17 protein-coding genes are annotated in these 20,833 nt (G+C 41.3%); all 17 read right to left on the bottom strand.

Annotated features, from left to right (window positions below):
• Positions 1–31: 31 nt before the first annotated feature.
• Positions 32–2,149 (bottom strand): polyribonucleotide nucleotidyltransferase, encoded by a 2,118-nt coding sequence (gene pnp, locus ACQKMH_RS11540; RefSeq protein ID WP_427587625.1) that lies wholly within the window; start codon positions 2,147–2,149, stop codon positions 32–34.
• A 318-nt stretch (positions 2,150–2,467) separates the two neighbouring features.
• A complete protein-coding gene (gene rpsO, locus ACQKMH_RS11545) occupies positions 2,468–2,737 on the bottom strand; it encodes a 30S ribosomal protein S15 (RefSeq protein WP_053345367.1) in 270 nt (89 codons plus the stop codon).
• 138 nt (positions 2,738–2,875) lie between these two features.
• The gene (gene ribF, locus ACQKMH_RS11550) at positions 2,876–3,835 is read right to left on the bottom strand and encodes a bifunctional riboflavin kinase/FAD synthetase (protein ID WP_427587626.1); all 960 of its coding nucleotides are present in this window, start codon (positions 3,833–3,835) and stop codon (positions 2,876–2,878) included.
• A gap of 33 nt (positions 3,836–3,868) precedes the next feature.
• A complete protein-coding gene (truB, locus tag ACQKMH_RS11555) occupies positions 3,869–4,789 on the bottom strand; it encodes a tRNA pseudouridine(55) synthase TruB (RefSeq protein ID WP_427587628.1) in 921 nt (306 codons plus the stop codon).
• Positions 4,790–4,958: 169 nt separating this feature from the next.
• Positions 4,959–5,327 (bottom strand): 30S ribosome-binding factor RbfA, encoded by a 369-nt coding sequence (rbfA, locus tag ACQKMH_RS11560; protein WP_230158011.1) that lies wholly within the window; start codon positions 5,325–5,327, stop codon positions 4,959–4,961.
• A 17-nt stretch (positions 5,328–5,344) separates the two neighbouring features.
• Positions 5,345–5,626, bottom strand: coding sequence for a DUF503 domain-containing protein (locus ACQKMH_RS11565; RefSeq protein ID WP_057913375.1), 282 nt, complete (start codon positions 5,624–5,626; stop codon positions 5,345–5,347).
• Positions 5,623–7,779 carry a translation initiation factor IF-2 gene (infB, locus tag ACQKMH_RS11570; RefSeq protein WP_427587629.1) on the bottom strand — a complete coding sequence of 719 codons (2,157 nt, stop codon included), beginning with the start codon at positions 7,777–7,779 and terminating at the stop codon, positions 5,623–5,625. The genes ACQKMH_RS11565 and infB overlap by 4 nt, the downstream gene beginning before the upstream one ends.
• Before the next feature lie 19 nt (positions 7,780–7,798).
• Positions 7,799–8,104 (bottom strand): YlxQ family RNA-binding protein, encoded by a 306-nt coding sequence (locus ACQKMH_RS11575; RefSeq protein WP_034313614.1) that lies wholly within the window; start codon positions 8,102–8,104, stop codon positions 7,799–7,801.
• Between the two features lie 4 nt (positions 8,105–8,108).
• Entirely contained in the window at positions 8,109–8,384 is a 276-nt protein-coding gene (gene rnpM, locus ACQKMH_RS11580; protein WP_057913378.1) for an RNase P modulator RnpM, read from the bottom strand.
• A gap of 17 nt (positions 8,385–8,401) precedes the next feature.
• Positions 8,402–9,532, bottom strand: a complete 1,131-nt coding sequence (nusA, locus tag ACQKMH_RS11585; protein WP_427587631.1) for a transcription termination factor NusA — start codon at positions 9,530–9,532, stop codon at positions 8,402–8,404.
• A gap of 42 nt (positions 9,533–9,574) precedes the next feature.
• Positions 9,575–10,048, bottom strand: a complete 474-nt coding sequence (rimP, locus tag ACQKMH_RS11590) for a ribosome maturation factor RimP (RefSeq protein ID WP_427587632.1) — start codon at positions 10,046–10,048, stop codon at positions 9,575–9,577.
• A 193-nt stretch (positions 10,049–10,241) separates the two neighbouring features.
• Positions 10,242–14,561: a PolC-type DNA polymerase III gene (locus ACQKMH_RS11595; RefSeq protein WP_427587633.1), complete on the bottom strand. Its 4,320-nt coding sequence runs from the start codon at positions 14,559–14,561 to the stop codon at positions 10,242–10,244.
• A gap of 164 nt (positions 14,562–14,725) precedes the next feature.
• A complete protein-coding gene (locus ACQKMH_RS11600; RefSeq protein ID WP_427587634.1) occupies positions 14,726–16,426 on the bottom strand; it encodes a proline--tRNA ligase in 1,701 nt (566 codons plus the stop codon).
• 272 nt (positions 16,427–16,698) lie between these two features.
• The gene (gene rseP, locus ACQKMH_RS11605; protein ID WP_427587635.1) at positions 16,699–17,967 is read right to left on the bottom strand and encodes an RIP metalloprotease RseP; all 1,269 of its coding nucleotides are present in this window, start codon (positions 17,965–17,967) and stop codon (positions 16,699–16,701) included.
• A 7-nt stretch (positions 17,968–17,974) separates the two neighbouring features.
• Entirely contained in the window at positions 17,975–19,135 is a 1,161-nt protein-coding gene (gene dxr / locus ACQKMH_RS11610; RefSeq protein ID WP_427587636.1) for a 1-deoxy-D-xylulose-5-phosphate reductoisomerase, read from the bottom strand.
• Between the two features lie 43 nt (positions 19,136–19,178).
• Entirely contained in the window at positions 19,179–19,976 is a 798-nt protein-coding gene (locus ACQKMH_RS11615; protein WP_427587637.1) for a phosphatidate cytidylyltransferase, read from the bottom strand.
• A 25-nt stretch (positions 19,977–20,001) separates the two neighbouring features.
• On the bottom strand, positions 20,002–20,775 hold the full coding sequence (locus tag ACQKMH_RS11620) for an isoprenyl transferase (protein ID WP_230158039.1): 774 nt from the start codon (positions 20,773–20,775) through the stop codon (positions 20,002–20,004).
• Positions 20,776–20,833: the final 58 nt, after the last annotated feature.

The following is a 20,833-nucleotide window of genomic DNA, read 5'->3' on the forward strand; positions in this document are numbered from 1 at the left end:
ACAAGGAATCGCATGCCGTTTTTTCATTTCTTTACGATTGAGAAGGATTAGCCGCCTCTTTTTGCTCTTTTAGGACCGCTTTGCGAGAAAGGTTTACCCTTCCTTGCTTATCAATCTCAGTAACTTTTACTAATAACTCATCACCAAGTGAAACGACATCTTCCACTTTTCCGACTCTTTCTTCAGCCAGTTCAGAAATATGTACCAAACCGTCTTTACCATTGAAGATTTCAACGAAAGCACCGAACTTTTCAATACGTTTAACTTTACCTAAGTATAGTTCGCCCACAACGACTTCACGTACGATATCTTCGATGATTTTCTTCGCTTTTTGAATCATTGGTTCATCTGTAGATGATATGAATACCGTTCCATCTTGTTCGATGTCGATTTTCACGCCAGTTTCTTCAATGATTTTATTGATATGTTTTCCGCTCGGTCCAATGACATCACGGATTTTATCCGGATTTATAGACATTGTAACAATTTTTGGAGCATATTTGGATAACTGCTCACGCGGTTGATTGATTGTTGAGATCATTGATTCCAAAATATGCATCCGGCCATGTTTGGCTTGAAGTAAAGCTTCTTCCAGGATTTCTCTTGAAAGACCCGCAATCTTTATATCCATTTGCAGGGCAGTAACACCTTTTGAGGTACCCGCGACTTTAAAGTCCATGTCCCCTAGATGATCTTCCATACCTTGAATATCAGTTAAAATTGTATAGTGCTCACCTGTTTTAACTAGACCCATTGCAATTCCTGCAACTGGAGCTTTCAATGGTACACCAGCATCCATCATGGCCAGTGTGCTTGCACAGATGCTTGCTTGCGATGTTGACCCGTTTGATTCAAGTACTTCAGAAACAAGTCTAATTGTATAAGGGAAATCTTTATCATTTGGAATGACCGGTTCCAATGCTCTTTCACCAAGTGCACCATGACCAATTTCACGACGGCCTGCCCCACGGATTGGACCAGTTTCACCAACACTGAAATGTGGGAAGTTATAGTGGTGCATGAAGCGTTTTGACTCCTCGGTTCCAAGCCCGTCCAAAATCTGTACATCACCTAGTGCACCTAATGTACAAATGGATAGCGCTTGGGTTTGTCCGCGTGTGAACAATCCAGATCCATGTGTACGAGGCAGTATGGTAACTTCTGATGATAATGGTCTGATTTCGTCAGGGTTACGTCCATCTGGACGCACTTTTTCTTCCGTAATTAAACGGCGGACTTCGGATTTAACCAATATATTCAGGATTTCTTTGATTTGTTTTAATTTAGCTTCATCAGTTTCTTCTTCATAATGAGCCAATACACGATCTTTTACTTCTTTAATCGCGTCTTCACGAGCATGTTTTTCCTGAACTTGTACTGCTTTGTTCAAGTCTGCTTCACAAAGGCCTTTCACTTCTGCTTCTAGTTCTGCATCCACTTGATATAATGCGATCTGCATTTTTTCCTTGCCGATTTCAGCAACGATTTTTTCTTGGAATGCAATGACTTTCTTGATTTCGTCATGTCCGAACATGATTGCTTCAAGCATAGTTTCTTCTGGTACTTCATTTGCTCCTGCCTCAACCATGTTGATCGCATCTTTAGTACCTGCAACCGTCAAATTGATGTCACTTTTTGCCAGTTGGTCAACAGTAGGGTTAATTATGAATTCATTATTGATTCTTCCTACTACAACTCCAGCAATTGGACCTTCGAACGGAATATCGGAAACTGAAAGTGCAAGAGATGAACCAAGCATCGCTGCCATTTCTGTGGAGCAATCTTGATCGACACTCATGACCATGCTGATGATCTGTACATCGTTCCTGAAGCCATCAGCGAATAGCGGACGGATTGGACGATCAATTAACCGGCTTGCAAGAATTGCCCTTTCACTCGGCCGGCCTTCACGCTTGATGAAGCCGCCTGGAATTTTACCGACTGCATAAAGTCTTTCTTCGTAGTTGACTGTCAAAGGGAAAAAGTCGACATTTCTAGGTTCCTTCGAAGCTGTTGCTGTACTTAACACAGCAGTTTCTCCATAACGGACTAAAACTGCTCCGTTCGCTTGTTTGGCCAATTGCCCTATCTCTACCGTTATATTACGGCCGGCCCAGTCAAATGAATACGTATGTTTTTCCTGTCCCATTTATTAAACCCCTCTCTGAATCTTCACTTAGTGGCTTAGATTACCTAAACCTGTATTGGATTAAATCATTTATGTGAAAGTAACTGAACTCGAGTTAAAACCAAACTATTCCTATTATGCACGAAAAAAACAAGCATTAACAGTAAAATGAATAAAAATTTCATTCATTTGATTATGTATATCCTGATCATTTATAAACGGAAAAGGACCCGGCTCCCGCCGAGTCCCAAGGACGAAGGCTCAGCCTTAAAATAGAACACGTCCTAATCATTTGATTAACATCAAAAAAGCGGGAAATTTCCCGCCTTCCTGAAAAAATTATCTACGTAGACCTAATTTGTTAATTAGTGTACGGTAACGAGTAACGTCTTTGTTACGTAGGTAAGTTAAAAGATTACGACGTTTACCTACCATTTTAAGAAGACCGCGACGTGAATGGTGGTCTTTTTTATGTGTGCGTAAGTGACCGTTCAAGTTGTTGATTTCTTCTGTTAATACTGCGATTTGAACCTCTGGAGACCCAGTGTCAGTATCGTGAGTTCTGAACTCAGCGATAAGTTCGTTTTTGCGTACTTGTGTAATTGCCATGTTATTATTCCTCCTAAAATTCTGTAAAATCACCGATTACCGAGCCAGCGTCGGAGTCTCGACTAGCCAAGCAATGGTTATTTTCATACATACAATAGAATACATGTATTTCATTAAAATTGCAAGTCTTGTCTCTTACTAACCTTTTTTAGCTTCAAGCTTTGAAAAATATGCTATCGTATCTTGCTTATCCTTTTCGATCTGAGCGACCAATGCTTCAAGTCCTGAAAATTTCTGCTCACTCCGCAGTCTTGTATGCCATTCAACAGAAACCTGGTTGCCATAAATATCACCCGAGAACTCCAGGACATGAACCTCCACAGTAGGATATTTAGGCTTTTCTTCGTGGAACGTAGGTTTGTAACCGACATTGCAAACTCCATTATACCATTCACCGCTAATTTTAATCCTGACAGCATATACGCCGGCAGCAGGGAAGATATAATCATTGCTCACTTCAATATTAGCAGTGGGGAATCCTAACTTCCTGCCCCGTTTTTCACCGTGAATGACATGACCCTTCGTTAAATAGCGTCGGCCAGCCAAATGATGAAAGTCGGAAAAATCACCATTTCCTAGAGTCTCCCTGATTCTTGTCGAGCTAACCTTTTCATCCTCAAGGGTTTGTTTTGCAACGACCGTCTGCGAAAACCTTCCTTGTGCGTAAACAGGCAAATCTTCCATCGACCCTTGACCATAGCGACCGTATGAATAATCAAAGCCTGCAACTACGTGTCGGACATTCAGCCCGGCAATGTATTCGTCAACGAAGCGTTCCGGCAATACCGAAGCAAATTCCTCGCTGAAATGGACGATGAATAAATAATCTATCTCCATCGATTCTATGATATCCACCTTATCTTCAAGTGGTGTAATATAACGGATATTCTCCGTTTTCCTCCCCAATACTGCAGAAGGATGCGGATCAAATGTCATGACTGCTGACTTAAGATTCATTTCCTTTGCTTTTTTCTTGGCAGTTTGAATAACGATTTGATGTCCTTTATGAATACCATCAAAAAATCCAAGCGCCATTACAAGCTCAGGAAAATCATCCGAATTAAATTGATGAGGATGCTCTATTGCGATCACTTTCACCTTTCAATCTCCTCTTTCCGACGGCAAAACGGTCTATAATTCTTGTGCCAATACTTTTACAGGTTTAATTAACCCCTCTTTTGTCGGATGTATTTGATAAATGGCAATGGCCTTATCAGATGGGTCTACCATCACAAAAGGCTTCCCTTTTTCAACAACAACATCCTCTGTTTGTTCCAATACCGCACCGTTAAGTACTTTCTTTGCTACTTTATCACTAATCTTAAATTTGGGCAAATGAAATAATCCCCGCTCCAAAGGCAACAGAAAATCATCCGTTCTTCCCGTTTCCATGAATGCTTCCACCTCATCGAATGTCAAACAGTCCTCTAGCTTAAAACCAGCCGATTCAATCCGGATTAAATCTGACATATGTGCAGGATAGCCCAGTTTTTCCCCCATCATGACTGCAAGCGTTCGAATATACGTCCCTTTACTGCACTTGACACGAAAACGAAAAGAAATGGTTTCTCCCATGAATTCAGAACGATCATCCAGAAGGGTAATTTCGTAGATGGTGACCTCCCTTGTCGGCCTCTCCACTTCGATTCCGGCACGAGCATATTCATATAACTTCTTGCCGTTTACCTTAACGGCTGAAAACATCGGCGGCGTCTGTTCAATTTTCCCCGTCAATGATTCCAACACTTCTAGTATCCGTTCACGCTGAATCACTTCGCCAACCTTTTTCTCTTCTACTTTTTCACCGCTTGCGTCTTCGGTTACCGTTGAAAAACCGAGGGTCACTTCCCCTTCATACGCTTTACCGGCTTCTGTCAAATATTCAGCTATTTTCGTTGCCCTTCCGATACAAATCGGTAACACCCCTGTGACATCAGGATCTAAAGTACCTGTATGCCCAACCTTTTTTGTTTTTAAAATCTTTCTTAATTTAAAAACACAATCATGGGATGTCAATCCCTTTGGTTTCATTAATGGTAGAATACCATTCACTTTTTTCACCTCATCATTTAAAAGAAAAAACACCTCAAACGGGTAACACAAAGAAAATAATCCAATTTTGAAAGGTGTTTATTGCTTGTTTACATATTCCATATTCAAAAAAAAGAGACCGACTTCAAGAAGTGCAAAGCACTTATTGAGTCGGCCTCCTTTTGCTTGCTTATTCTTCGTCTTTTTCAGCCGGTTTTTCCTCTGAATTGATTTGGGAGATCAACGACTCGATACGATTACCATAATCGACCGATTCATCAAATTCAAAAAACAATTCAGGGGTTTTGCGCAGGCGAATTCTTTGCCCAATCTCTGATCGCATGAATCCTTTGGCCTTTGCTAGGCCTTGCAAGGTTTTCTCCCGTTGTTCCTGGTCACCCAAAACGGAAATAAAAACTGTTGCCTGTTGTAGATCGCCTGTAACCTCGACATCCGTTACTGTTACGAATCCGATTCTTGGATCTTTAATTTTTCGGCCAATAATTTCACTCAGCTCTTTTTTCATTTGTTCGCCAACACGATTTGAACGAAGGCTCATAATATCACCTCGATAGCCTAAAGCCAGTCTATATCTGTTATTGTTCTCTCTAGTTCAGGAAAAGAATCTAGAAATTTCAGGGCATTTTGAAGTTCCCTCTCAGTAGCCTTCCTTGAAGAAGTTACGGTTACGATAGTAATCTTTGTTCGTTGCCATAAATCCTGAAAATCGGTTTCGGCTACCGAAATATTGAACTTTTGTTTAAGCCGTGTCATGACACGCTGCAACACGGCCCGTTTTTCTTTCAAAGAATGGGTATCATGGATGATGCATTCACATTGGACAGAGCCAACGATCATTTACGTTCAATCTCTTCCATTACATATGCTTCGATTACATCGCCTTCTTTAAGGTCGTTGTAATTTTTAATGGTAATACCGCACTCATAGTTGGTTGCCACTTCTTTAACGTCATCCTTAAACCGTTTCAATGCATCGATTTCACCTTCGTAAATGACGACACCTTCACGAATTAAGCGAATTCCGCTATCACGTGTAATTTTACCTTCAGTAACATATGAACCGGCAATCGTGCCGACTTTAGATACTTTGAAAGTCGTACGAACTTCAGCCTGACCGATAATTTTTTCTTCGAATTCAGGGTCAAGCATCCCTTTCATAGCCGACTCGATCTCTTCAATCGCTTTATAGATGATACGGTGAAGACGGACATCAACATTTTCTGATTCAGCCGCACGCTTCGCATTCACATCAGGACGGACATTAAATCCGATGACGATAGCATTGGAAGCCGTGGCAAGGATGATGTCAGACTCTGTAATAGCCCCGACGCCAGTGTGTATGATTTTCACTTTAGCGCCTTCCACCTCTATTTTATTCAGGGAAGCGGCAACTGCTTCCGCAGAACCTTGAACATCAGCTTTTAGAATGATGTTCAATTCTTTTATTTCCCCTTCTTTCATTTGCTCGAACAATGTATCAAGCGTTACACGGGATTTTTCATTACGTTGTGAAGCAAGTTGTCTCTGTGCACGGACTTCACCAACTTGACGTGCCGTTTTCTCATCTTCAAAGACGATGAAACGATCGCCAGCCTGTGGTACTTCATTCAATCCAGTGATTTCAACCGGTGTTGACGGACCAGCATCCTTAACACGACGACCAAGATCATTAAGCATTGCACGAACACGCCCGAAAGTATTACCGATAACAATCGGATCTCCGACTTTCAACGTTCCGTTTTGAACAAGCAATGTCGCAACGGAACCGCGTCCTTTATCCAAACGAGCTTCGATAACCGTTCCATTTGCTTTACGAGACGGATTCGCTTTATACTCCTCTACTTCACTAACAAGCAGAATCATTTCAAGCAAGCTATCGATACCCTCACCATTTTTAGCTGAGATAGGTACGAAAATTGTATCCCCGCCCCATGCTTCAGAAACTAAACCATGCTCTGTCAATTCTTGCATGACGCGGTCTGGATTAGCTGCTTCTTTATCCATCTTATTAACAGCGACGATAATTGGAACTTCTGCTGCTTTAGCATGGTTAATCGCTTCAACCGTTTGAGGCATAACACCATCATCCGCTGCTACGACCAGGATTGTGATATCCGTAACCTGAGCTCCACGAGCACGCATCGTTGTAAACGCAGCATGTCCTGGTGTATCAAGGAAAGTGATTTTTTTGTCGTTAACTTTAACTTGGTAGGCACCGATATGCTGAGTGATTCCGCCAGCTTCGCCTTCTGTTACTTTCGTATGGCGAATAGAATCAAGCAACGTTGTTTTACCATGGTCAACGTGGCCCATGATCGTTACTACGGCCGGACGCTCAATCAAATCTTCTGAAGCATCTTCAGTGACTAGTGACTCAAGGTCAGTAAGGTCAACACGAATCTCTTCTTCAGCCAATACGCCATATTCCGCACAGATCAATTCAATAGCATCTTTATCCAAAGTTTGGTTAATTGTAGCCATCACACCAAGCATAAAGAGCTTTTTAATAATTTCAGATGGTTCACGGTGAAGTTTTTTACCAAGTTCCATAACAGTCAAAGACTCATAAAACGTAATTTTCTCTGGTAGTTCTCTTTCTTTACGTTTTGTAACAGGAGCCGCCGGCGCTTGTTGTCTTTGTTTATTATTTTTATTCTTATTATTGCGACCCCGGTTAAACTGCCCAGTCGGTTTTTTTGTACCTACAGGTTTAACTGGTGGTTTTTTCTTTAATTTTTCTTTATTGACCGTACTCTTCTCATCTGCTTCTGCTTCGTATTTTGCAACCGTAGCGTTAGCTTTTGGTTCAGCAGCTTGACTTTTATCTTCGTTTTTAGGTTTAATTGAATCGTTTAATTTATTTACAGTTGAATCGTCTAATGCTGTCATATGATTTGTTACCTCTATATTCATTTCTTTAAGTTTATTTATTACATCCTTGCTTGAAACGTTCTTTTGTTTTGCATATTCATATACACGCAATTTTGTCATACATTCACCCCCGTAAAATTTAATCGAGCAGCGTTCGGAGTTTTTGTGCAAAACCTTCATCCAGAACTGCGACGGCGACTCTAGCATCCTTACCTATCGCATGGCCGAGCAATGACCTGCTTTCGACTCTTTTTAAAGGAACCTGATAAAATGCGCACTTATCAGATATTTTTTTTTCAGTGTTTTTTGAAGCGTCCGCGGATAAAATAACAACTTTGGCATTACCGCTTCTAATCTCTTTAACCACTAATTCTTCACCCGAAATTAGCTTGCGTGCTCGATTGGCCAAACCTAATAGAGACATCCATTGTTGTTGTTGGGTCATGGTGTTAGTTTTTCTCCTTATTCACTAATTCAAGCAATTGTTCATAAAGGGAAGAATCGATTTGGGTACTAAGGTGATTAGCCAGCACGTTTTTCTTTTTGGCCAGCTCGATAATATCCCGATCAAGAGTTAAATAAGCTCCCCTTCCCGATTTCTTTCCGGTCGGATCAAGGCTGACTTCCCCTTCTTTAGATCGAACGATGCGAATGAGTTCTTTCTTCGGCTTCATTTCGCCTGTGGCCACACATTTACGCATCGGGATTTTTTTTCGGCTATTCATCTTTTTTCACCTCTGGATTACTCGTTATCCTCTTCGAATTCATTTTCCTCTTCATTAACATAACTATCTCTGCTTAAAAGGAATTCCTGTTCTTCCACTGGATAAATACCAGCTTCGCGGGCTTCCGTTTCACTCTTGATATCAATTTTCCAGCCTGTAAGTTTGGCAGCTAAGCGGGCATTTTGTCCACGTTTACCAATTGCTAGAGATAGTTGATAATCAGGGACGATAACAGTCGTCGCTTTTTCTTCTTCTTTAACGATAACTTCAAGGACTTTTGAAGGGCTTAAAGCATTCGCAACGAAAATGACCGGATTCTCTGACCATTTAACGATATCGATTTTTTCCCCTTTTAATTCATTGACGATGGCCTGAACACGTTGTCCTTTTTGACCTACACATGAACCGACAGGATCGACTTCTTCGTTATCGGAGTGAACGGAGATTTTTGAACGGTCACCTGCTTCGCGGGCAACTGACTTGATTTCTACCGTTCCATCAAAAATTTCAGGCACTTCGATTTCGAATAAACGTTTTAAAAGTCCAGGATGTGATCGGGATACAAAAATTTGCGGGCCCTTCGACGTCTTTTCAACTTTCGTGATGAAAACTTTAATGCGATCATGAGGTTTATACTGTTCATTCGGCATTTGCTCATTCACGGGCAGCAAAGCTTCAATTTTACCTAAGCTAACATATATGAAGCGAGAATCCTGGCGTTGAACGATTCCAGTCATGATATCCTCTTCGCGATCAATGAATTCGGCATAAATGATGCCTCGTTCTGCTTCACGAACCCTTTGGGTAACGACTTGTTTTGCAGTTTGAGCAGCAATACGGCCGAAATCCTTAGGCGTAACTTCCATTTCGACAACGTCCTCTAACTGATAGTTGGGATCAATTGCTCTTGCTTCTTCTACAGAAATTTCCAAACGTGAATCGAATACTTCGTCAACAACGTCTTTTCTGGCAAATACACGCATAGTTCCTTTACCAAGATTCAAGTCGATACGTACATTTTGTGCTTGGTTAAAGTTACGGCGGTATGCCGATATAAGTGCAGCTTCAATCGCGTCGATCAAAACTTCCCTGGAAATTCCTTTTTCGTTTTCTAAAATATAGAGAGCATCCAATAACTCATTGCCCATGGTGATCCCCCTTACGGATATTTAATTAATGATTTGCTTGACTTAAGAGAAGGTAATCGCCAATCTTGCTTTGGCTACCTTTTCGAATGGTATGACGATCGTTTTCTTTCTCGTCTTGATCCTGACTTCGAGTGTCACTTCTTTACCATCGAAACTGATTAGGATTCCTTCGAATTCTTTTTCATCTAAAATGGGCTCGTATGTTTTTATGTAAACATTTTTACCGATAGCATTAAGGAAATCCTTCTCCTTTTTCAGAGGCCTTTCAGCTCCGGGTGATGAAACTTCGAGAAAATAATTTTGTGGAATCGGATCAACCTCATCAAGCTTTTCACTGAGTTTTTCACTCACATTTCCGCAATCTTCAATATCTACGCCTGTTTCTTTATCAATGTAAACTCGAAGGAACCAGCTTTTACCTTCCTTCACATACTCCACTTCGACTAATTCAAGCTGCAATTCCTCAAGAATTGGTAATGCTAATTCCTCTACAACTTCCGTTACCTTTTTACTCATTTGTTTCCTCCATACGTGCGTTGTATGCGCTTGGTTTCGGATTCAAAATTAAATGGTCAATACAACACGAAAGAGTGGGTTTCCCCACTCTTGCCATTGGTTCCTCTTAGTATTTCCAATAAAAATATACCATAATCAAGATATTTATGCAAATATCATGTCTGTTTCTTCCTTTTTGACATCCGTATCCACTTTAAAATAATGATAACTGATTTTGTTCAGGCAATGACTCCAAACACCCTTGTTTATCAAGGTATTCAAGGATGGTCTTCGAGACTTTCCCTCGTTGTTGGAGGTCTTCTTTCGAAAGGAATTCGCCATTCTTGCGTGCGTTGACGATATTGATGGCGGCATTCGTTCCAAGACCAGGTATCGAATTGAAAGGCGGAATCAAAGTGTTTCCTTCAATTATGAATTGGTCAGCACTGGATTTGTACAAATCCACTTTAGCAAATGCATATCCTCTTTCACACATTTCCAAAGCCAGTTCAAGAACAGTCAATGTATTCTTTTCCTTAGTGGATGCATCCAATCCTTTTACCATGATTTCTTCCATTTTTGATTTGATCGCTTGCGAGCCCCGTGTCATGGCGTCGATTTCGAAGTCATCGGCACGTACTGTGAAATAGGCTGCATAATACAATAAAGGCAGATGCACTTTAAAATAGGCAATCCGGACAGCCATTAATACGTAAGCTGCAGCATGGGCTTTAGGAAACATGTATTTAATCTTCTTACATGAATCGATATACCATTCAGGTACCTCATTTTTCCGCATTTCCTCTTCGAATTCTTCAGAGAGCCCTTTCCCTTTACGTACGGATTCCATAATTTTAAACGCCAGGGAAGGATCGAGTCCTTGATAAATCAGATAGACCATAATATCATCCCGGCAGCCGATAACCTCACTTAATGTACAAATGCGATTGTGAATCAATTCCTGTGCATTGCTCAACCATACATCCGTACCGTGGGATAATCCCGAGATCTGAACAAGCTCTGAAAATGTTGTAGGTTTCGTATCTTCAAGCATTTGCCTAACGAAACGCGTTCCAAATTCGGGAATGCCGAGTGTACCCGTTTTACACATGATCTGTTCTTCAGTCACTCCTAATGATTCAGTACTGCTGAATATTTTCATTACTTCTGGATCATCTGTAGGAACCGTCTTTGGATCGATGCCACTCAAATCTTGAAGCATCCGGATTACAGTCGGATCATCATGACCAAGTATATCTAATTTCAAAATATTATCATGAATGGAATGGAAATCAAAATGAGTCGTTTTCCACTCGGAGTTCCTGTCATCAGCAGGGAACTGAATAGGTGTGAAATCATAAATATCCATATAATCCGGAACAACGATGATTCCACCTGGATGCTGTCCTGTTGTCCTTTTCACACCAGTACAACCGGCAACAAGGCGGTCAGTCTCAGCCCCGCGCATGTGGATGTTATTATCAGCGGAGTATCCTTTTACATACCCATATGCCGTTTTTTCAGCGACTGTACCAATTGTTCCCGCACGATATACATATTCTTCCCCGAATAAGACCTTCGTATAGTTATGGGCTTTCGGCTGATATTCACCGGAGAAGTTCAAGTCGATATCGGGAACCTTATCCCCTTTAAATCCAAGGAAGGTTTCAAACGGGATATCATGGCCGTCCTTTGTATAAGCAATTTCACAATCGGGACAGTCTTTATCAGGCAGGTCAAACCCGGAACCTACCGAACCGTCATTGAAGAATTCCGATTTCTTGCACTTCGGACATACATAATGCGGCGGAAGAGGGTTTACCTCTGTAATTTCAGTCATCGTGGCAACGAAGGATGATCCAACAGATCCCCTTGAGCCAACAAGATACCCATCATTCAAAGATTTTTTAACTAGTTTGTGAGAGATTAAATATATAACGGCAAAACCATGACCAATGATGCTTTTCAATTCTTTCTCAAGACGCGCTTCCACGATTTCCGGCAGGTTCTCTCCATAAATCTTCCTTGCCATGCCATAACTCATCTCACGCATCTCTTCTTCTGCACCTTCAATTTTAGGTGTATATAACTCATCTTTGATTGGCTTGATTTCTTCAATCATATCCGCGATTTTATTCGTGTTGGTTACCACGACCTCCTTGGCTATCTCAGAACCAAGGAAGGAGAATTCCCGCAGCATTTCATCAGTTGTCCGGAAATGTACATCAGGAAGCTTATGGCGATTAAGCGGGTTTGCTCCACCTTGTGAGTTCACAAGAATTTTACGGTAAATTTTATCATTAGGATCTAAATAATGTACATTCCCAGTGGCAACGACAGGCTTATCCAATTTTTCACCAAGCTTGACGATATTTGAGATGATCGTTTCTAACGATTTATCATCCCGGACATATTCAAGCTCAATCAAATGCTGATACACTTCCTTCGGATGGATTTCAAGATAGTCGTAAAACTCGGCGATATCGACGACTTCCTCAAAGCCCTTCTGCATCATCCCTTCAAAAACTTCCCCTTTATCGCATCCCGATCCGACCAGAATACCTTCACGATACTTTTTAAGTTGTGAGCGCGGTAACCGGGGCACACGATAAAAATAATCGATATGCGATATTGAAATTAATTTAAAAAGGTTTTTTAAACCAGCCTGTGTTTGCGCAATCAACGTACAATGGGACGGACGGGAGCGTTGGTACGCATTGCCTTTCCCCATATTGTCATTAAGCTGATCATGATGGGTAATGTCTTTTTCCATTGCATCCTTCAGCATCTTCAGCATTAGGTAACCAGTAGCTTCAGCATCATAAATGGCCCTATGATGCTGGGTCAAATCGATATCGAACTTTTTACATAATGTATTTAACCGGTGATTTTTAAATTCCGGATAAAGAAAACGGGCAAGTTCCAATGTATCCAGAACAGGGTTGGAGGCTTTTGAATATCCCAGGTTTTTATAACCTATATTCAAAAAGCCCATATCGAAAGCAGCGTTGTGGGCAACCAGGATTGCATCTCCTGCCCAAGCCTTGAACTTTTCCAGTACTTCAGAGACTTCAGGAGCATTTTCTACAAGATCATCTGTTATTCCCGTCAATTCTATCGTCGTATTGGATAACGGATGATGCGGATTCGCAAAGGACTCGAATCGATCAATGATGTCTCCATCACGAATTTTTACTGCTGCAAATTCAATGATCGTATCATAAACGGCTGACAGTCCTGTCGTCTCAACGTCAAACACAACATACGTGGCATCTGCCAATGCAATATGCGCCTCATTATAAACGATGGGCACGCCATCATTCACTAGGTTCACTTCGACACCATAAAGGATTTTGATGTCATTCTTCTTCCCTGCACTGTAAGCCTCAGGGAATGATTGGGCACCTGCATGATCCGTAATGGCAACAGCCTTATGCCCCCACTTGGCAGCCTGGGCAACAAGAGCTGAAGTGGGTGTCACTGCATCCATCTGGCTCATTGGGGTATGCATATGCAGTTCTACGCGCTTTTCTCCTTCAGGAGCCTTATCCTGCCTTCCTTGTTTAGAAATTTCATTTATATCATTAGCGATCATTACCAGATCACGTACGAATGTATCATTTTGGATACTGCCTTGGGCACGTACCCACATCCCTTTTTTCACACGGGCAAGTATGGCAGCATCTTCTTTATCACGCGAAAACATTTTGACCAATATCGAGCTCGTATAATCGGTGACTTTAAACGTCAACAGGCTGCGGCCGCTGCGTAACTCACGCACTTCTGCATCAAATACGAAGCCTTCGATCGCAATCCTGCGCTCTTCATCGATAATCTGTTCGATCCGACGGAAATCCGCATCTTCTTTAATCGTATAGCCAATTTTAACCGGTCCTTCGTAAACCTCGTCGCCGCCTTTTTCCGATTCTTTCTTCTGCATTTCCACCAGGGCAGCAAGTCCCTTTTCTGCGTCTTCCTTTTGTTTCTCTTCTAAAAACTTCTGGTAATCAGGATTAGACACCGTTTCCTTCACTTCCGCTTCCAGTGTCAATGGAGGAAAACCGAATGTTTGGTAGATATTAGAAATGATGCCGGAGTATTTTCGTTTCAGCTGACCGGCCTCCGTATCGTTTCGGGCGCTTACGATAAGCTTATATCCATTCACTATTGGCTCTTGTTCATTCAAGAGTGATAACAGGGCCGGAGACATGCCTTCAAGTTCGCCAATGCAGTTTTTCCAATACTCTTTTACCAATTGTTCCGTCACTTGCGGATTGGCCACATTCAAGTTGAATGTGACCTTCGCAATATGGGAAAACGTACTTGCTAAATGAGTAGCAAGTCTTGTATGAACACTGCAAGGAATTAACGCAGGTATTTTAAAGGCAAAATGCCATGTTTTGGACTCCCTCTCGATTGAGAGCTTATCAATTTCGGCACCTATGAAATAATTCACAAAGGCATCCTCAGTCAAGTCCATTTGCTGGAGCAAGAGTTGAAATCTCTCTCTACCGCTATTTGGATTTTGATCCATTCCCTCTCTCCCCTATCTACTATCACTTAAGATATTATTCACTATCATTTTCGTTTGATATCAGAGGCTATTATATCATATCACGATTGTTTCTCTAGTATCCAAATCCATGAAAAGGAAAGGCATCATCCAATTGAATGATGCCTAATTCCCCTATTATTAAATTAACCCAGAATTTCTTGAAGCTTTTGAGATAGTTCAGCTCTTTCAATTTCAAGAACCTCACCTGTTTTACGGATCTTCACTTCGACGATTCCCTCAGATGCCTTTTTACCTACCGTTACCCTGACAGGAAGACCGATCAGGTCAGAGTCGGCAAATTTTACGCCTGCACGTTCTTGACGATCATCCATCAGAACATCCATGCCTTGTGCCTTTAGCTCATTATACAACTCTTCACCAAGGGCAGCCTGGGCTTCATCCTTCATATTGATTGGAATCAAATGAACTTCGTATGGTGCTAAGTTTGCAGGCCACACCAACCCTTTTTCGTCGTTGAATTGTTCAGCCACAGCAGCAAGTGTGCGGGAAACACCAATTCCATAGCAGCCCATGATCATAGGCTGTGACCGTCCATTCTCATCAAGGAATGTCGCATTCATCGCTTCGGAATATTTAGTTCCAAGCTTGAACACGTGACCTACCTCAATCCCTTTGGCAAATTTAATATTTCCGTTTCCATCAGGTGATGGGTCGCCCTCCCGAATGAAACGAAGATCTATATAATTGGCCACTTTAAAATCGCGATCTGGATTTACGTTCACATAATGATGATCTTCATCATTTGCACCACAGATTCCATTAACCATCGCTTCGACGGCAACATCGGCAATCACTTCCACCTCAGAAGTGACATTGATTGGTCCAAGGGATCCAATCGAACATCCCAAAATTTCTTTCGTTTCGTTTGGATCAACCAATTCAACGATTGAAGCATTATAGAAATTCTTCAACTTTATATCATTGACTTCATGATCGCCTCGTACCAATACAAGCACATACTTCTCATCCACTTTAAACAATAACGATTTAATCAGTTTTTCTGCATCCGTATTTAAGAATGAAGCAACTTCTTCAATCGATTTTTGACCAGGTGTATGAATTTTCTCAAATGCAATTTGTGCTTCTGTACTTTTTTCATATTTAACACTTACCGGCGCCATTTCAATATTAGCTGCATAATCGGAAGTATCCGAATAGGCGATCGTATCTTCCCCTATTTCAGATAGGACCATGAATTCATGTGTATCCTTTCCGCCCATAGCCCCTGAATCGGCAATGACGGCACGGAAGTCCAAGCCACAACGGCTAAAAATGTTTGAATACGCCGCATAGATTCTTTTATAAACAGCATCAAGGCTTTCTTGATTAGCATGGAAAGAATAAGCATCTTTCATGATGAATTCACGTCCACGCAACAATCCAAAACGTGGTCTTTTTTCATCACGGAATTTGGTTTGGATTTGATATACCGTTAAAGGTAGACGCTTGTAGGATTTCACTTCATCACGAACTAAGCTCGTTATCACTTCTTCATGTGTGGCACCAAGTGCGAATTCACGGTTGTTGCGATCCTTAAGACGCATCAACTCTGGGCCATAGGTATACCAGCGCCCTGATTCCTGCCAGAATTCGGCTTGTTGTAAAGCCGGCATCAATAGTTCAACTGCTCCTGCATTTTCCATCTCTTCCCTAACGATCGCTTCTACCTTTTGAAGCACCTTTTTTCCAAGCGGCATAAAACTATAAACTCCGCTGGAATTTTGCCTCATAAATCCTGCACGCAATAAAAGCTGATGACTTTTGATTTCAGCATCTGCAGGCACTTCTCTCAATGTAGGGATTAACGTCATACTTTGTTTCATATCTGCACCTCTTCAATAATTCCTTTAAATTAAACTGTGACTACGGTAAAAATCGTACGGCAGAAAGGATATGATCATATCAATACATAAAAGTCTTTCTTCGTAATTCAGAAAAGCTGTTATTATACTCATTATCGATTATACTTACGATTTCCCTAGAAAACAAACTATTTCCCTGAAACAGTTAAAAAACTAGTAAATACTAGTCATTCTTAAAATAAAACAGCCAACAGATAAATCTGCTGGCCTGTTTTATCTTATCCAAGAAAGTCTTACAAAAAGAATCGCTGGATATCATTCCATGTAACGACGATCATCAGTAGCATCAGTAAAGCAAAACCGATGAAGTGAACCATTCCTTCTTTTTGGCGGTCGATTGGTTTTCCTCTTAAGAATTCGACAACAAAGAATAACAGTCTTCCTCCATCCAATGCCGGTAGCGGCAGTAAGTTCATGATTCCCAAGTTAATGCTGAGCAGCCCTGCCCATTTCATCAATGTGAATATACCTTGTTTCGCTACTTCTTCAGTGGATTTATATATTCCTACAGGACCAGATAGACTATCTATCGTAAATCCGCCCGTTACGAGATCTCCAAGGATGATGAAGATTTGTTTTGTCCAGAAATATGTTTCTGTAAAACCGTATTGTATAGCTTTAATCGGTGCTTTTTCAACAGGAGGGTAAACACCGATAATTCCAATTTTCTTACCTTCCCTTTCCACTTCTTGTGGAACAACCGGCACTTCTAATGTTTTCCCATCCCTATCAACGACAAACTCGATCTCTTGCCCAGGGTGCTTTTGGATACTTTCCTGAACATCCCCCCAAGATGAGACTTCCGTCCCTTCAATGGATTGAATGACATCCCCCGATTTTAACCCGGCGTTTACTGCCGAACCATCTGCAGTCAGTTCACCTAGTTTCGCTTCATCCACCACGACTCCTTGAAACAAGCCGATTAAAACAAAAATGACAAAAGCCAAAACAAAGTTCATTGCAGGTCCTGCTACAATCGTAAGGAAGCGATGCCCAAGCGATTTAGAGGCAAATTGCCGGTCAAATGGAGCAATCTGATTCTCCACACCATTTTCAACGATTACCGCTTCTTTATGAATGGCAAACGTCTTTAATGTATCTTCCTCACCCTCTTCATAACCGGTTAGGATAAGTTTATGATCAAGATCGATCACTTCAACTTCAACAAGACGAATATCAGGATATTTATCTTTATTGTTCAAAATGATTTTTGTAACATTCTCATCATGATCAAACATTAATCCCACACGATACCCGGGCTTCAGTTCGATATTTTCTGCGTCTTCACCAGCCATACGCACGTAACCGCCCAGAGGAAGCAAACGAATCGTATAAACGGTTTCCTTCTTTTTATACGTGAATACTTTTGGTCCGAAACCGATTGCGAACTCCCGGCATAAAATCCCGGCACGCTTTGCAAACACTAAGTGTCCAAGCTCATGGAAAAATACAAGAGCGCCAAAAATGATGATGAACGCTATAATCGTTTCTAAAGTCTGCATGTTCCGGTCACCTATCTTTCACTAAAGTTTCTATATACTGCCTTGTCATAATATCCACTTCAGAAATCGTTTCTAAATCTGGGAGAGCTATGACGGAATGCTGATTCAGCGCTTTTTCAATCAACGTCTCAATATCAAGGAAAGATACCTTTCCAGATAAGAATGCAGCAACTGCCGCTTCGTTGGCGGCATTTAACACGGTTGTCATCGTTCCGCCAATTTTACCCGCTTCATAGGCAAATTGCAAACAAGGATATCTGGAGAAATCCATTTCGTTAAAATGCAGCTTTCCTGCTTCAGCCAAGTTCAGACGTTTGCGCCCTGCAAGCGGCATCCGGTCTGGATAAGTAAGTGCATATTGGATCGGAACTCGCATATCTGGTGTCCCCAGTTGCGCAATGACGCTGGAGTCTTGAAATTCAACCATGGAATGGATGATACTCTCCTTATGTAGCAATACATCAATTTTATCGTATGGAAGATCGAATAGCCAGTGGGCCTCAATCACTTCCAACCCCTTATTCATCATTGAAGCTGAATCAATCGTAATTTTAGCTCCCATTGACCAGTTCGGATGGTTCAGCGCCTCGTCCACCGTTACACCCTTCAACTCTTCCCTGTTTCGATCCCGGAAGCTTCCGCCTGAAGCGGTAATGATGAGCCGTTCTATATTTTTTTCCTTTTCACCCTGCAGTGCTTGGAAAATAGCGGAATGTTCACTATCAACCGGGAGTAATCTAACTCCCGCCTTTTTAGCTTCACTTATGACCAAATGACCTGCTGTTACCAAAGTCTCCTTGTTGGCGATGGCAATATCCTTTTTAGCCTTGATTGCAGAAAGCGTCGGATAAAGTCCCACGCTTCCAATGACAGCATTGACCAATATCGTCGCTTGATCATACACAGCCACTGCAGTCAATCCCTCATCGCCATACATGAACTCGATATCCTTGCGACTGAAGAATTCACTTTTCAAAACATGATAATCTTCTTCCGTCTGGACTGAAACCAGTTTCGGTTCAAACTCTTTTATAAAAGTCCTTACCAATTCTATATTCTTTCCAGCTGAAAGCGCCACTATCTTGAATTGATCAGGATGGGACCTTACCACATCCGCTGTTTGTTGACCAATCGAACCTGTTGCACCCAATAGGCTGATATTTTTCAAATTGCTCATCTCCTAATTCATATAACGCTTGCCTATATTTATATTATAAAACATGCAATAAATGCAAAATCGGTAAAATGAATATCACGCTATCAAGCCTGTCCAAAATCCCGCCGTGCCCCGGGAGAAGCTTCCCTGAATCCTTTACCCCATAATGGCGTTTGTATGCCGATTGGACGAGATCACCCAATTGGCCGAAAACTCCAATGATTAATGAAATCACTAACAATTGTAATAATGTGTAGTCAAGGCTGGAGAAGGCATAAAATAAAGCACCGACGATCATTGCAGAAAATAACCCGCCGATAAATCCTTCCACCGTCTTGTTTGGACTTATTTCTGGCCATAGCTTTCTTTTACCAAGTGATTTACCTATGAAGTAGGCTCCAGAATCGGTTGCCCAGATCGTAAATAGGGTAAGCAAGATATAGATCAAACCCAATCCTGCGGAGTCACGTGTTTCGAATAGATAGTAAAAACCAATTCCCAAGTATAGGATTGAAATCACTAAAAAGCCTGCGTCATCAAAAGTAAAACGGTTTTTTGAAACAACTGTATAAAGCAGCAGCAGCAAAACCCCGATTAAGAAAACTTGTACTTTATCGTAATTTATTTCCGCTAAAAAAGCAGTATATTCATGAGGCAATAAAAGTACCCACAATAAAATGTGTGAAAGAATCGCTTCAAAAGAGAGTACACGCAAATTTTTCATTTTCATCAGTTCATACAAACCAATGGATCCTAACAGATAAACCGTCAGTAAAAAGGGAATGCCCCCTAAAATAACTAGTGGAATGAAGATAGCGGCAACTACGACCGCCGTAATAATTCGTTGTTTCATTATTCCATTTTCCTCGCCTTCTGCATTAAACGCCACCGAATCTTCGTGAACGCTTTTGATACTCCTCAACTGCCTGCAATAAATGCTCTTCACTAAAATCCGGCCATAGCACCTCAGTAAACCACAGTTCAGTATAAGCCGACTGCCAAAGCATGAAATTACTTAAACGGATTTCACCACTTGTACGAATCAGTAAATCCGGATCTGACAAATGTTTGGTCATTAAGTAACTGGATATCATTTCCTCAGATACATTTTCCTTTATTATACCATTCTTAGCATCTTGAATGATGTTATTCACTGCAGATACAATCTCTCCACGGCTCCCATAGTTCAGGGCGAAATTCAGAATCATCCCATCATTATCCTTCGTATCTTCCATTGCTCGTTTAACGGCATTTTGAGTATGTGATGGAATGAGCGACAAGTCTCCAATCGTCTCCACTCTTACATTTTCAGAAATGAGTTCAGGCAAAAATGTCCCAAGAAATTCCTGGGGAAGCTTCATTAAAAAGTCTACTTCACTTTTTGGACGCTTCCAGTTTTCAGTGGAAAACGCATAGACGGTCAAGGTCTTGACCCCTAAATTATTGGCTACCTTCGTAATTTTACGAACGGTTTTCATTCCTTCATGATGACCCGCCACACGTGGCATTGCACGCTTTTTGGCCCAACGGCCGTTTCCATCCATAATGATGGCGATATGTTGAGGAACATCAAACTTCTTAATATGCTGAATCCTATTTGTTACATCGGAAGAAGCATCTTTTTTAACGAAACGCTTCCATAGTGAATACATATGTTAGTCCCCCATCAGGTTGTACTTATCTCTCTACAAAGGCAAAATTTTCGTGCAC

The sequence above is a fragment of the Peribacillus sp. NPDC097895 genome (genome assembly GCF_050277555.1).
GTDB lineage: Bacteria > Bacillota > Bacilli > Bacillales > DSM-1321 > Peribacillus.